General features: G+C 70.2%; 11 protein-coding genes and 1 pseudogene. 4 read left to right on the top strand and 8 right to left on the bottom strand.

Features of this window, described 5'->3' with window-relative positions; genetic code table 11:
- Window positions 1–1,460, top strand: a 1,460-nt coding sequence (locus QR77_RS46550) for a hypothetical protein (protein ID WP_040020973.1), incomplete at its 5' end; no start/stop codon positions are given.
- Window positions 1,461–1,778: 318 nt separating this feature from the next.
- Here QR77_RS46550 and QR77_RS09625 read toward each other — a convergent pair.
- Entirely contained in the window at window positions 1,779–2,078 is a 300-nt protein-coding gene (locus QR77_RS09625) for a hypothetical protein (RefSeq protein ID WP_040020974.1), read from the bottom strand.
- 52 nt (window positions 2,079–2,130) lie between these two features.
- Here QR77_RS09625 and QR77_RS09630 point away from each other — a divergent pair, with 52 nt between their 5' ends.
- Entirely contained in the window at window positions 2,131–2,820 is a 690-nt protein-coding gene (locus tag QR77_RS09630; protein ID WP_040020976.1) for a TetR/AcrR family transcriptional regulator, read from the top strand.
- Here the strand turns inward: QR77_RS09630 and QR77_RS09635 are convergent.
- The 7 genes and pseudogenes from QR77_RS09635 to QR77_RS09665 all read right to left on the bottom strand — a co-directional run bounded on the left by QR77_RS09635 (window position 2,811) and on the right by QR77_RS09665 (window position 12,135).
- Complete coding sequence (locus tag QR77_RS09635) at window positions 2,811–3,494, bottom strand: DUF4230 domain-containing protein (protein WP_040020977.1); 684 nt, start codon at window positions 3,492–3,494, stop codon at window positions 2,811–2,813. The two genes, QR77_RS09630 and QR77_RS09635, sit on opposite strands and share 10 nt — an antisense overlap.
- Before the next feature lie 57 nt (window positions 3,495–3,551).
- Window positions 3,552–5,579 (bottom strand): NB-ARC domain-containing protein, encoded by a 2,028-nt coding sequence (locus QR77_RS09640; protein ID WP_078876578.1) that lies wholly within the window; start codon window positions 5,577–5,579, stop codon window positions 3,552–3,554.
- Between the two features lie 79 nt (window positions 5,580–5,658).
- A pseudogene (locus tag QR77_RS09645) lies at window positions 5,659–7,035 on the bottom strand (alpha-amylase family protein); the annotation flags it as partial.
- 93 nt (window positions 7,036–7,128) lie between these two features.
- A complete protein-coding gene (locus QR77_RS09650; RefSeq protein WP_040020981.1) occupies window positions 7,129–8,808 on the bottom strand; it encodes a glycoside hydrolase family 13 protein in 1,680 nt (559 codons plus the stop codon).
- Between the two features lie 51 nt (window positions 8,809–8,859).
- Entirely contained in the window at window positions 8,860–9,657 is a 798-nt protein-coding gene (locus QR77_RS09655; RefSeq protein WP_236711081.1) for a carbohydrate ABC transporter permease, read from the bottom strand.
- A gap of 125 nt (window positions 9,658–9,782) precedes the next feature.
- Window positions 9,783–10,805: a sugar ABC transporter permease gene (locus QR77_RS09660; RefSeq protein WP_040020983.1), complete on the bottom strand. Its 1,023-nt coding sequence runs from the start codon at window positions 10,803–10,805 to the stop codon at window positions 9,783–9,785.
- Between the two features lie 55 nt (window positions 10,806–10,860).
- A complete protein-coding gene (locus QR77_RS09665) occupies window positions 10,861–12,135 on the bottom strand; it encodes an extracellular solute-binding protein (protein WP_040020985.1) in 1,275 nt (424 codons plus the stop codon).
- A 281-nt stretch (window positions 12,136–12,416) separates the two neighbouring features.
- Between QR77_RS09665 and QR77_RS09670 the strand changes: the two genes are divergently transcribed.
- Complete coding sequence (locus QR77_RS09670) at window positions 12,417–13,472, top strand: LacI family DNA-binding transcriptional regulator (protein WP_040020987.1); 1,056 nt, start codon at window positions 12,417–12,419, stop codon at window positions 13,470–13,472.
- Between the two features lie 80 nt (window positions 13,473–13,552).
- On the top strand, window positions 13,553–14,441 hold an 889-nt coding region (locus QR77_RS43385), incomplete at its 3' end, for a phosphatase PAP2 family protein (protein ID WP_078877776.1).

Here is a 14,441-nt window from a genome sequence, read left to right on the forward strand (position 1 = left end):
GGCTGCCGGACCCGGAGGTACGGCGCGTGCTGGGCGCGGCCGGAGCCGAGGACGCCGAAGCGGCGCTCGTCGAGGCGGACGGGTTCGACGCGGAGGCGTTCGACTCGGCCGGCACCGTCGAACTGCTGCGCTCCGGCGAGTTCGACCCCTGCTCGCTCCAGGCCCGCCCCACCGACCTGATGCGCCGCCGCCAGCACGGCAGGGCCGCGGTGGCCGCTGTCGCGGCCGTCGTGGTGTGCGGGGCGCTGCTCGGGCTGCCCGGCGACGGGTGGGGGCGGGGGAGCGCCGCCGCGCCCTCGTACGCCCGTAACCCCGCCGCCGAGGCCGCGCTCGATCCGGCGAAGGTACGGCGGACCGTGGCCGGCGCGTGGGAGACGTCACCGCGCACCGACTTCTCCGTCTGGCCGGCCCGCGGCGATCTGGTCCACGACCAGGGCCTGTTGCGCCGCGCGCTCGCGGTCTGGGCCAGGCCCGGCGCGGGCGTCCGTGTCTCGGCGACACCGGGCACACCGTCGGGGCCGCCCATGGGGCCGCCCCAACTGCTGTACGCCGGAACGGTGGACGGCACCCGCGTCGTCCTCCTCCACGACGGCCTGCGGGTGGTGCGGTACGCGGAACCCGCCTCCGCGTCCCGCTCCGGCGCGCTGGACTTCGCCCGGGTGGACGACGCGGACGCCGCGTCCGCCGCCGCGCTGGTCGTCACCCGCTCCGACAGCAACGTCCGCTACCTGACGGCGCCTTGGGTCACCCGCGCATCCGTGCGCGACCTCCTCGACCCGGGTGCCGAGGCGCGGCCGCTGCGGCGGGACTCCGCCGGGGTCACCGACGCGCTGTCCAGCCCGGTGCAGGCCCGCGCCTGCGCGTCCTGGGACACCCTGGACGTACGCTCCGGCGACAGCGACCACCTGCTGACCGACCTGGGCGAACTGGTCCCGGCCCGGCTGACGTCGGGGCGGCCGTCGTCCCCCGGGGACGTGTCGACGGCCGGTGACCGGGCGGTCTGGGCCAGGACCGCGTGCCTGCTCCCGGCGGTGCGCTCGCACGGTGTCCGCTCCGTGAACTCCTGGCAGTACGCCCGCCAGGCGCTGCCGGAACGGGGCGGCACGGCGTCGTGGGTGTGCACCCGCGCGGACACCTGGCAGGGGCCGGGCAGCAGGGTGCTGGCGGTGTTCCAGCCGCCGGGGGCGGCGGGGGCGGCGGGGGCGATCGCGGCGAAGGCGGAGGACTCGCCGGCGTGCGGGGCGCGGCGGCCGGATGTGCTGGCGGGGGTGCTGTGGAGGGCGCGGGGCGGCGCGTGGTACCTGCTGGCGGCCGGCAGCCCGGGGTTCACGTCGGTGGCCGCGAGGGGCGCGGTGACGGGGTCGGCTAAGGGGACGCGGCTGGTGGTACGGGCGCGGGCGGGGGCTCGGGCGGAGCTGACGGGGGTGGCGGGGGGAGACACGGTGCCGGCGTTGCGGTGACGCCGTCCGGCTGGGGGGCGTGGTCTGGGGCGGTTCGTGGTTGCGGTGCGTTGTTCGTGTGCCGGGCGCCGGGGCCTCCGGAGGCACATGTCCGGACGTGTGATTTACGGCGTCGTCACCGCGGACGTGTTGCCTGAGGCGGTCATGCGCCGCAAATCTCACGTTAGCGTCCGGACACGTACCTCCTGCGACCCCGTCACCCTCCGTCGGCCCGTGGCTGCCCGTAACGCCGCGTCCGGAGCGCACCCCGGCTACAACCGCAACCCACGCCGGTGACCACGGACCCGGCCGCACCGACCGCCCAAGACCGCCGCGCCGCTACGGAAGTAGCCAGTCGCCGGTTATCGCCGCCAGGACGTCTGCCACCAGTAGCCACGTTGCCAGGCGGGTGCGGCCGTTCCGGCTCAGTTCTATGGAGAGGCCGCAGATGATCATGGCCAGGCCGTAGACGCCCACCACGAGGACGGAGGTCCGCTCCCCCAGGCGTATCGCCAGTACCGACGCCATTCCGACCAGCAGCACCGACCCGACCGCTATGCGCACCGTGCGTGCCTGACGGGGTGTCAGGCCGGTGGGTTCGGGTATGTCCGCGGTTTGGTCCTGGTCCGATGCGCTCATGGTCCCGGAGCGTAACGGACATCCGCCGGGCGCCGCCCGTTAGGCTGTTCGTATGACGACCGGGGTGCGCCGCAGGATGGGTGTCGAAGAGCGGAAGCGGCAACTGATCGGTGTGGCGTTGGAGCTGTTCAGCCGCCGGGCGCCCGATGAGGTCTCTATCGACGAGATCGCCTCCGCCGCCGGGATCTCGCGGCCGTTGGTCTACCACTATTTTCCCGGCAAGCAGAGTCTGTACGAGGCCGCGCTGCGGCGGGCCGCCGACGATCTGGCGGGGCGGTTCCTCGAACCGCGTGAAGGGCCCCTGGGGGCGCGGCTGTTGCGGGTGATGGGGCGGTTCTTCGACTTCGTCGAGGAACATGGGCCCGGGTTCGCGGCGCTGCTGCGGGGTGGGCCTGCCGCCGGGTCGGCGGAGAAGGCCGCGATGATCGACGGGGTGCGGGAGGCGGCCTACGAGCAGATCCTGGTCCATCTCGGGGTCCAGGAGCCGCCCGCGCGGCTGGAGTTGGTGGTGCGTTCGTGGGTGTCGCTGGCCGAGTCGACGGCGTTGATCTGGCTGGACGGGCGGCGGATACCGCGGGCGGAGCTGGAGTCGCAGCTCGTGCACGACTTCGCGGCGCTCGCCGTGGTGAGCGCCGCGTACGACGAGGAGATGGCCCGGCTCGTGCTGCGGATCGTCGCCGACGAGCCGGCCGGGGGTCCGTTCGGTGAGGTGGGTCAGCGGCTCGCGCCGCTTCAGTTGTAGACGACCGTCACCTTGGTGAAGCCGAGGGAGTGCAGCAGGCCCTGGAGCATGCTGGTGGTGTTCTTCTCGGCGCGCGAGGCGAGTTCGCTGTCCTTGGCCGCGTCGGCGATGTGCTTGGCCGCGAGCTGGTTCACCGCGTGCTCGTCGCCCGGGTTGTCGGAGAAGACGTCGCCGAGCCGGTCGAGCAGGCCGCGCTCCTTGGAGACGGCGTACGAGCGGTCCGGGTCCATCGCGGGTTTGCCGAGCTGCGCGTGCGGGAGGCTGATCGTCGCCGTGGTGCGATCCTTGTTGACCTGCACACTCTTGTCGCCGATCTTGCTGAAGTCCACGTACGAGCCGACCGTGCCCGCGCCGACGTAGAGCGTACGGCTGCCCTTGATCGCGTCCGGCAGGTACTTGGTGTCCTTCTCCAGGTCGACGACGACCTGGAAGTTGCCGGACGCCGCCTCGTACCGGTCCAGGTCCTGGATCGACTGGAGCAGGGTCGGCCCTGTGCGGTCCTTGGTCTCGGTGCCGAAGAGGCCGCCGAGGCCCGGGATCAGGTCGAGCTTGCTGCCGGCGAAGAGCAGTCCCACAAGGACGATCAGCGCGATGGGCAGCTTGATCCACCAGGAGAGGGGCCGGGGCCCTGCTGTCCGGGTGTCTTCCGGTTGTTTCACGTCAGTGGACGTCATAGCTATGGGGTGTCCCTCAACAGGCCGCTTCACACGAGCACTTGGTTAACGATCAGATTAGCTTTCGGTGGAGGGTCGGCCTTGCAGCGCCCGGGCCAGTCCGCTTTCGCCGTCGTCGAGGAGACCGCGGTGAAATGCGTTCTCGTAGCCGGGGTCGCCGGCCGTGGCGCGGGCCAGGCGTTCGCATTCGGCGTGCAGGGAGGCGAGTTCCGGGGTGCCGCCCTGGGGGTGGCCGAGCATGCGCCAGTACGCCAGGCTGGTGCCGTACGTGTGGGCGGCGCGGACTCCGTCGCCCTGGCCGGCGATCGCGGCGGCGAGCAGGTCGAGGCCGAGGGCGATACCGAGGCTGTCGTGGAGCTGCTGCTTGCCGACGAGCATCGCGCGGGCGTGCAGTTCCGCTTCGTGCGGGCGGCCCTGGAGCAGGTGTATGAGGGCGAGTTGGTGGTCGGCGTAGGCGCGGGACCAGCGTTCGCCGTAGCGGGTGCTGAGCTGTTGCAGGGCGGCGGCTTCCTCGTGGCCCTCGTCGAGCCGGCCCATGGCCGTGAGCGCGAAGATCCGTACGACGCGGCAGCGCAACTGCGAGGGGGCGTCCAGGGGGTCGCAGGGGATGGAGCGCAGGGCGCGGTCGCAGACCGTGTGGGCCGCCTGGGGGTTGCCCATCATGAGCTGGGCGAGGCCCATGACGTGGGCGGCCGAGAGCATGGATTCGGGGTCCTGGTCGTGCCAGGCGGCGACCCCGCAGCGTTCGCCGATCCGGTGGCCGCCCTCGTGGTCGCCCTGGAGGGTGAGGGTTATGCCGAGGGCCCACAGGGCGCGGGTGCGGTGCGGGCCGAGTGCGTGGCTGTTGTCGAGGGCCCGTTCGAGATAGCCGCGGGCCTCGCGGAGGTGGCCGCAGCAGCTCCAGAAGAGCCCGGCGCGCCCCGCCATCGCGATGCCCGCGTCCGGGTCGCTGTCGATGAGGTGGTCGAGGGCGGCGCACAGGTCGGCGTGGGTGTCGGCGACGCGCGCGTACCAGGTGACCTGGTCGGGGCCGAGCCAGCCGGTGTGCGCCTCGCTGGTGAGGGCGGCGAAGTGGGCGGCGTGCCGGTCGGCGAGGTGCTGTTCCTCGCCGAGTTCCGCCAGCCACATGGCGCCGTACTCGCGCAGGGTGTCGAGCATCCGGTAGCGGTGGCCGACCGGCCGGAGGACGGACTGGGCGCCCAGGCTCACGAGTCCCGCTGTGACGTCGGCGGCGGAGAGCGGGCCGCCCGCGCAGACGGCGCGGGCGTCGACCGGGTCGATCTCGCCCCGGAAGACGGAGAGCCTGGCCCAGAGGAGGCGTTCGAGGGGCGCGCACAGTTCGTGGCTCCACCCGATGGCGGTGCGCAGAGCGCGGTGGCGGTGCGGCCATACGCTGTCGTCGGTGAGTACGTCGAGCCGGGAGGTCAGCCGCTCCGCTATCTGCTCGACGGTGTTGTCGGCGAGCCGGGCGCAGGCGAGTTCGACGGCCAGCGGGATGCCTTCGAGGCGGCGGCAGATCGCGGCGGCGGCCTGAGCGGCGGCCGGGTCGTCGAGGGACCGGTGGTTCGCCGCGCGGTCGCGGAAGAGGCGGAGGGCGTCCTCGTCCCCGTCCAGCGGGAGCGGTGTCACTTCGACGCGGTATTCGCCCCTGATGCCGAGCGGCGCCCTGCTGGTGGTCAGCACGGTCAGTCCGGGGGCGGCGGCGAGCAGGTGCCCGACGAGGTCCGCGCAGGCCCCGACGAGGCGTTCGCAGCAGTCGAGTACGAGCAGCAGATCGCGTCCCGCGAGCCATTCGCAGAGGGCTTCGACGGGGTTGTGCGGGCTCTGGTCGTAGAACCCCACGGCGTCGCAGACGGTGGCGAACAGCAGCGTGTCGTCGTAGAGCGGTGAGAGGTCCGCCCAGGCGACGCCGTCGATACGGGTACGGCCCGCCTGACGGGCAGCGCGCAGCGCCAGCCGGCTCTTGCCGACGCCGCCGCTGCCCGTCAGGGTGACCAGCCGTTGGCCTTCGAGTGCGCGCTCCAGGGCGGCCAGCTCGGTCCTGCGTCCGACGAAGCTGGTCGTCTCATTGGGAAGATGTCCCACCACAGCTACAGTCTGGCCTAGTTGGGGGTGAACGCCGACGGTCTTGGCGTGATCTGTCGCAAACCCCGGCGCGGTTTCAGCAGGTTCTGGCGCCGGTGTGCAGGGCCAGTGCCGTGCCCGCTGGGAGGGTCGCCGTGAACTGTCCCGAGTTGTTCACCGTCACGCTCCTGCGGCTCTGCACGTCACAGTAGCCGCCGGCCGGCAGGGCGGTCTGGAACGTACGGGTCAGTGCGGCGTTCTCGTGGTTGATGACGGCGTAGCCCTTGGCTCCCCGGCCGAAGGCGATCTGGTCGCCGCCGTTGTCCCACCAGTCGGTGACGGCCGCACCGCGTGTGGTGTTGCGGAAGCCGACCATGGACGCGATCTCGGGCCAGGCGTGCTGGCACTTCCAGCCGTCGCTGTAACAGGCGTTGACGGTACCGCCGTTGGGTGGTCCGGCGTCACGGTCGGTGAACTCGTACCCGGAGTTCACGTCGGGCGATCCGTACGGCCAAGCCAGCATGAAGACTTCGGCGAGGGTGTACGAGGAGCCGTCCTTGTAACTGAGGGTGTCGCCGCCGCGTTCGGTGTCGTGGTTGTCGACGAAGACGGCGGCCTGGTTTCCGGCCATGAAGCCCCAGACCTCGCCGTAGTTCTTGAGGTAGGCGAGGTTCTCGTTGAGGAAGACCTGCTTGAGGCTCCGGGCGTACCGGAACTCCTGGACGTCGCCGTTGCCGGTGTACTCGGCGGGTGAGACGGCCTCGCCCGCGCCGTATATGACCTCCTGCTTCCAGTAGGCGCCGGGGTTGGAGAGCCTGCTCTTGATGTTGGCGAGGTCGGTCGCCGGCATGTGCTTGGCGCCGTCGACGCGGAAGCCGTCGACACCGAGCGAGAGCAGGTCGTTCAGGTACGCGGCGATCCTGCCGCGTACGTACTCCTCGCCGGTGTCCAGATCGGCGAGCCCCACCAGTTCGCAGTTCTGTACATTGGCGCGATCCTGGTAGTTGGAGACCGCCGAGCGGCAGTCGTCCAGGTCGGCGCCCGAGTAGATCCCGGGGTAGTTGTACTTGGTGTACGGGGAGCCGCCGGTGCCGGTGCCGTCCCCGGCCGCCATGTGGTTGATCACCGAGTCGGCGACGACCTTGACGCCGGCCGCGTGGCAGGTGTTCACCATGGCACTGAAGGCGGCCCGGTCGCCGAGCCGCCCCGCGATCCGGTAGCTGACGGGCTGGTACGAGGTCCACCACTGGGCGCCCTGGATGTGCTCCTGGGGCGGCGACACCTGGACGTAGCCGTATCCGGCCGGGCCGAGGGTGTCGGTGCACGCCTTGGCGACGGAGGCGAAGCGCCACTCGAAGAGGACGGCGGTGACGTCCTTGGTGCCGGGCGGGGCCGCCTGAGCGGTCCCGCCGGGTATCGCGAGGGCGGTCGCGCCGGCCACCAGGGCCAGTGCGACTGCCAGGAATCTGCGGCTCATTGGTTCCTCCTGCACGGAGTGGGGGGTGCGGGTGAACTGTGCGGTGAGCAGGTGGTGCGGTGAGCAGGTGGTGCGTGACGGTGGGGCGCGCGGTCAGAGCGCCCACCACACCGTCGTGTTCGCGGGCAGTTCGGTCCCGGCGTCGTCCGCCGTGACCGGGGCGCTCGCGAGCAGCACACGCCCGTACGTGTCGGTCCGTACGGGCGTGTCCGTCGTGTTGACCGCGCAGACGAATCCGGGGCGGCCGAAGATCAGCACGCCCTCGGGCGCCTCCAGCCAGCGGACGGACGCCCCGGCGCCGAGGCCCGGGTGCTGCCGCCGTACGGCCAGGGCCGACCGGTACAGCTCCAGCGTCGAGTCGGGGTCGCCGGTCTGCGCCTCGACGCTCAGCTCGGCCCAGTCGTCCGGCTGGGGCAGCCAGCTTCCGGCGGCGCCGAACCCGTAACTCTTCCCCTCGCGCGTCCAGGGGATCGGCACCCGGCAGCCGTCGCGGAAGCCGTCCTGGCCGTCGGCCCTGAAGTACGAGGGGTCCTGCCTGGCCTCGTCCGGCAGGTCGGTGACGTCGGGCAGGCCGAGTTCCTCGCCCTGGTAGATGTACGCGGAGCCCGGCAGGGCCAGCATCAGCAGCGTGGCGGCGCGGGCCCTGCGCAGCCCGAGTTCACGGTCGCCGGGCTCCCTGGTCTGGGTGCCTCCGCCGGGCGGGCTCGCGAAGCGGGTGGCGTGCCGGGTGACGTCGTGGTTGGAGAGCACCCAGGTCGCCGGGGCGCCGACGGGCCGCATCGCGGCGAGCGAGACCTCGATGACCTCGCGCAGCGCCTCCCCGTCCCAGGAGGTGCTCAGGTACTGGAAGTTGAAGGCCTGGTGGAGTTCGTCGGGGCGTACGTAGTTGGCGGTGCGCTCGACCGTCGGCGTCCAGGCCTCGGCGACGGCGATGCGCTCGCCGGGGTACGCGTCGAGGACGCGGCGCCAGCCCCGGTAGATCTCGTGCACCCCGTCCTGGTCGAAGAACGGCATGATGTCGTTGCCGAGCAGCCGCAGTTGTCCGCCGCTGCCGACGTCGGGCAGGCCCGGCGCCTTGACCAGGCCGTGCGCGACATCGATACGGAAGCCGTCGACGCCGAGGTCCAGCCAGAACCGCAGGATCGAGCGGAACTCCTCGGCGACCGCCGGGTGTTCCCAGTTGAAGTCGGGCTGTTCGGGCGCGAAGAGGTGCAGATACCACTCGCCGGGTGCGCCGTCGGGGTCGGTCGTACGGCTCCACGCGGAGCCGCCGAAGACGGACGGCCAGTCGTTGGGCGGGAGTTCACCGCTCTCCCCCTTGCCGGGGCGGAAGTGGTAGCGCTCGCGCAGCTCCGACCCGGGGCCCTCGGCGAGCGCGCGCTTGAACCAGTCGTGCTGCTCCGACGAGTGGTTGGGCACGACGTCGACGATGACCCGCAGCCCGAGCCGGTGCGCGTCGCCGATGAGCGCTCCGGCGTCGGCGAGGGTGCCGAACATCGGGTCGATGGAGCGGTAGTCGGCGACGTCGTAACCGGCGTCGGCCTGGGGGGACTTGTAGAACGGGCTGAGCCAGACGGCGTCGACGCCCAGGTCCTTGAGGTACGGCAGCCGGCCGCGTACGCCGTCGAGGTCGCCCATCGCGTCGCCGTTGCCGTCGGCGAAGCTGCGCGGATAGACCTGGTAGATGACCGCTTCCTGCCACCAGCCTGTGCGGTGGGCCGGGGCGTCGTCGTCGGACGTGCCGGTGAGGGGGGCAGCGAGATGCTGGGTCATGTCGTCCCTGAGGTGGTGAAGTCCCGGTTTACGGGCGGATGGCGGGCGGGGTCAGCCCTTCACGGCTCCGGCGGAGACACCGGTGACGAGATGGCGCTGTGCGAAGAGGAAAACGATCGCCGCGGGGACGGCGATCAGGACGGACGCCGCCGTCATCGGTCCCCACTGGGCGCCGTACTGGTTGACGAACTTCTGCAGGCCCCCGGCGAGGGTGAGGTTCTCGTCGCCGACCATGAAGGCGGAGGCGTAGGCGACTTCGCCCCAGGCGGTGATGAAGGAGTAGAAGGCGGTGACGGCGAGCCCCGGCTTGGCCAGCGGCAGGATCAGCCGCCAGAAGGCCCCGAACGGGCCGAGTCCGTCGACCTGCCCCGACTCGTCGATCTCCCGGGGGATCGTGTCGAAGAAGCCCTTCATCATCCAGGCGCAGAACGGCACGGCGATGGTGAGGTAGGTGAGGACGAGCCCGGCGGACCTGTTGAGCAGTCCGAGGCCGGACATGATGTTGTAGATCGGCACGATCAGGACGGCCACCGGGAACATCTGGGTGATCAGCAGCGTCCACATCAGCCCGCGCTTGCCGGGGAACCGGAAGCGGCTGACGGCGTAGCCGGTGGTGGCGGCGGTGAAGACCCCGATGAGGGTGGTGAAGCCCGCCACGACCAGCGAGTTGCCGAACCAGGTGAGGAAGGGCGTGTCACTGAGCAGCCCGGTGTAGTTCTCCAGGGTGGTGTCCTTGAAGAAGTCCGTCGTCGTCGCGTAGCTCGCGGGTTTCAGCGAGGTCAGCAGCACCCACAGCACCGGGAAGACGGCGACCACGGACGCCACGACAAGCGTGGTGTGGAGCGCGATCGAGGCGAGGGGCGAGCGCCGGTCGCGGCGTGCGGTGGTGCGTACGGCCTTCGGCCCGGCGCCGCGCGCGCCCGCACCGGCGGCCCCCGTGGTGGTTTCGGTGATGGTTCCGGTCGCCGCTGTGGTCACCAGACATCTCCCTGCTTTCGGAGAACTCGCCGGTAGACCACGGCGAAGAGCATCAGGAGGAGAAGGATCAGCACGCCCCAGGTGGACGACTGGGCGAAGTCGCGCGGGCTGACCTCGAAGGAGAACTTGTACGCCTGCGTCACCAGGATCTGGGTGGCCTCACCGGGTCCGCCCCTGGTCAGCAGGAAGATCACCGGGAACATGTTGAAGGTCCAGATGGTCGAGAGCAGGATCACGGTCGTACTGACCGACCGCAGACCCGGCATGGTGATGTGGCAGAAGCGCTGCCAGGCGTTCGCGCCGTCCATCTCCGCGGCCTCGTACATCTCGCCGGGGATGGACTGGAGGCCGCCGAGCAGCGCGACCATCATGAACGGCACGCCGAGCCAGATGTTGACGGCGATGACCGAGAACTTCGCCCAGCCCGGGTCGTTCAGCCAGGGCACCGCGTCGATCCCGCCGCCCGCGAGGATCTTGTTGAGCAGGCCCCGGTCCTCGTTGTAGAGGAAGCGCCAGGCGAAGACGGAGACGAAGCCGGGCACCGCCCAGGGCAGGATCAGCAGCATCCGGTAGAAGGAGCGGCCCGCGATCCTGCGGTTGAGGATGTTCGCGAGGGCCAGGCCGAGCGCGAAGGTGACGCCGACGCAGCAGACCGTCCACACCAGGGTCCAGCCGAGCGTGCTGAGGAACTGGCTGCCCGTCAGCGCGTCGGCGTAGTTGTCGAGTCCGACGAACCTGTACGTGGCGGGGAGGTGGTTGACGCCGATGCTGCGCTCGACGTTCCGTTCGTTGGCGTCGGTGAGCGACAGGTAGACGCCCCGCACCAGCGGGTATCCGATGATCGCGCCGATCACGACGACAACGGGGGCGATCATGGCCCAGGCGTACCAGTGGACCGCGACGGCCCGCCCGAGCCTGCCCCGCGTATGCCCCGCTCCGCCGCCGGAGCCGCGGCTCCGGCCACCGGCGGTGTCGCCGCCCGCCGCCTTCGCCACCGGCCCCTCGGTGTGGACAGCCATCAGCCGGCTCGCCTCCTCGTCACTTCCGACCCCGTCACTTCCGGCCCTGTCACTGCTACTTCCAGCCCTTGAGCAGCTCGCGGTACGCGCCGCCGGTGGCCTTCGCGCCCTGTTCCGGGGTCGACTGGCCGGTGAGGACCTTGGTGTACTCGGTGACCAGCGGCGCGAACAGGCTCCCGGTCTCGGGGATCCAGGGGCGCTCGACGGCCTTGTCCACCACGGGCTTGAAGAATCCGACGATCTGGTTGTCCTCCACCTCCGGCCTCGCGTAGACGGAGGTACGGGTCGGCAGCAGGCTCAGCTCCTTCGCGACCGTGGCCTGGCTCTCCGGTGAGGTCATGTACTCGGTGAAGGCGTACGAAGCTTCGAGGTTCTTGGAGCCCGCGTAGACCGCGAGGTTGTGGCCGCCCTGCGGGGCGCCCTGCGCCACTGAGCCGGCCGGTACGGGCGCGATGCCCAGGTTCGCCCTGTCCTTGAACTCAGCGCCGCCGTAGGTGTCGGTGACGGCCCAGGGGCCGTTGATCATCATGGCGACGTCACCGTCCTTGAAGGCGGCCTGCATGTTCTCGAAGCCGTCCGTGGCGTCGGTCTTCGCGGTGCCCGAGTCGACGAGGTCCTTGACGACGGCCATCGCCCTGACACCGGCCGCGTTGTCGACGGTGACGGTCCTGGAGTCCGCGTCGACGAGGTTTCCGCCCTCCCCGTACAGGAACGACAGGAACCAGTAGGCGTCGTCGCCGCGGAGGTAGAGACCGGTCTTCCCGGTCTTGGCCTTGATCTGCTTCGAGACGGTCTTCAGCTCGTCCACCGTCTTCGGCACGGACACACCGGCCTGCGCCAGGATCCTCTTGTTGTAGAAGATGCCCATCGAGTCGATGACCTGCGGCACCGCGTACGTCTTGTCGTCGTACTTGGTGGAGGCGGCGGCCTGCGGCAGGAAGTCCTTCTCGTTCTTCAGCGCCGGTGTGCCGTCGAGCGGTGCCAGGTAGCCGAGGTCGGCGAACTCCGGGGTCCAGGCGACCTCGGAGCGGATCACGTCGGGGGCGCCGGAGTTGGCCTGCGCGGCGTTCTTGAACTTGTTCTGGGCGTCGCCGAACGGCACGTTGACGTAGGTGACATCGACCTTCGGGTGCACCTTCTCGAAGTCCTCGGCGAGCTTCTTGAAGACCTTGTCCTCACTGCCGACCGTCGAGGTGTCCCACCACGTGACCTTCCCGGACAGCTCACCTCCCGGCTTGCCCGCACCGTCCGATTCGCCGCCACTGCCGCAGCCGGCAGCCGCGAGCGCCAGGGTGGCGGCCAGGGCCCCGGCCGTTATGCCACGTCGCATCCGAACTCCTTCGAGGTGCGGCATCGCGCCGTCGCGGTGCCGGGTCGGACGTGAACGTAACAGCGATGCAATGAGCCGGAAAGACCTTGCGGAATATTTCTGCAAGAAGAAGCGGAACCCAAGCCCCCAGGGATAGTTGAGGCCTGTACGGACCGAATGGGCTTGCAACTACCCGACACATGGGCGAGCGGTACCGCTGCAAGTTCTTGCAGGACCGACGCCTCGTGGCAGCCCTGGCCAGTGGTGGGCAATCAGCCGGGCGCCCGGTACAGTCCCGTTCCATGACCGCACGGCTGGCCGGTATCGCATCCCAGGCGGGTGTCAGCGAAGCGACGGTCAGCCGCGTACTGAACGGCAAACCCGGCGTTGCTGCGGCCACCCGCGAGTCCGTACTCGCCGCGCTCGACGTCCTCGGATACGAACGCCCCGTACGGCTGCGCCGGCGCAGCGCGGGCCTGGTCGGTCTGATCACCCCCGAGCTGGAGAACCCGATCTTCCCGGCGCTGGCGCAGGTGATCGGTCAGGCGCTGACCCGGCAGGGGTACACGCCGGTGCTCGCGACGCAGACCCCCGGGGGTTCGACGGAGGACGAGCTGACGGAGATGCTCGTCGAGCGGGATGTCGCCGGGATCATCTTCGTCTCGGGGCTGCACGCCGACACCTCGGCCGACATGGGGCGCTACGAGCGGCTGCGCGCCAAGGGCGTGCCGTTCGTCCTGGTCGACGGGTTCTCGCCGAAGGTGCGGGCGCCGTTCATCTCGCCGGACGACCGCGCCGCCGTACGCATCGCCGTGACGCATCTCGTCTCGCTCGGCCACCAACGGATCGGGCTGGCGGTCGGGCCGCTGCGCTTCGTACCGGTGCTCCGCAAGATCGAGGGCTTCCGGGGCACCGTACGGGAGCTGCTCGGGCTCTCAGGGCCGGAGACCGACGAGCTGATCCAGCACTCGCTCTTCACCCTGGAGGGCGGCCAGGCCGCCGCCTCCGCCCTGATCGCGCGGGGTGCCACCGCGGTGGTGTGCGCGAGCGACATGATGGCGCTCGGCGCGATCAGGGCGGCGCGCGACCACGGACTCGCCGTGCCGCGCGATCTTTCCGTCGTCGGTTTCGACGACTCCCCTCTCATAGCGTTCACCGATCCACCTCTGACGACGATCCGCAAGCCGGTGCCCTCCATGGGGCAGGCGGCGGTCCGTACGCTCCTTGAGGAAATCGGCGGCACGCCCGCCCCGCACAGCGAATTCGTCTTCATGCCCGAGCTGGTCGTAAGGGGCTCGACGGCATCGGGTCCGGGCCCGGGAACCCTGAGAAATGCAGGGCCCGGAAATCGTCCGTAAGGTGTAGCGAATGCGGCGGGAACCCGACCGGGGGATGATCGGTCGGGGGCGGAAATCTGGCAAACTCTCTCGCTATGGCTATGGGTGAATCGACCGTGAAGACACACGAAGACCGTGCGGCCACCCCGTCACAGAATGCTGACGAGGCGGCCCGAACGTCAGAGGTGTCCGTTACGACCGAGGACACTGCACGCCATCCCTGGCTGCGCAGGCGCCACGCCCCGCGCCGCCCGCGGATCTGGTTCGAAATCCTGCTCATCGCGGTGAGTTACTGGATCTACTCGCTGGTACGTAACGCGGTGCCGGAAAAGCGCGTCGCGGCGCTGAACAATGCCGACTGGATCTGGCATCTGGAGCGCACGCTGGGATTGGGCTTCGAGGAGCCGGTCAACCATGCGATCAATTCGGTGACCTGGCTGATCGTAGGCATGAACTACTACTACGCGACACTGCACTTCATCGTCACCATCTGTGTGCTGATCTGGCTCTTCCGCCGACATCCGGGCCGTTACGCGGCGGCCAGACTGGTGATCTTCGTGACTACCGGTGTGGCGCTGCTCGGTTACTATCTGTATCCGCTGGCGCCACCCCGTCTGATGCGTGGGCACAACTTCATCGACACGGTGATGGCCCACAACACCTGGGGATCGATGTCCTCGGGCGACCTGAAGAGCGTGTCGAACCAGTTCGCGGCGATGCCGTCGATGCACATCGGCTGGTCGCTCTGGTGCGGGCTGACGATCTTCGCGCTGGCCCGTGCGCCCTGGGCGCGGATCCTCGGGCTGCTCTACCCCGTGGTCACCCTGCTGGTGATCGTCGCCACGGCGAACCACTTCTGGCTCGACGCGGTGGGCGGCATGGTCTGCCTCGCGGTCGGTTTCGCCGTCTCGTACGCGGTCTACCACTCGCTGCCGTACAACCTCCCCCAGCAGCCGGCCGACTCGCCGAGAAGGCGCTTCCGGCGACGGC

The sequence above is a fragment of the Streptomyces sp. 150FB genome, assembly GCF_000818195.1.
In the GTDB taxonomy this organism is placed as follows: Bacteria; Actinomycetota; Actinomycetes; order Streptomycetales; family Streptomycetaceae; genus Streptomyces.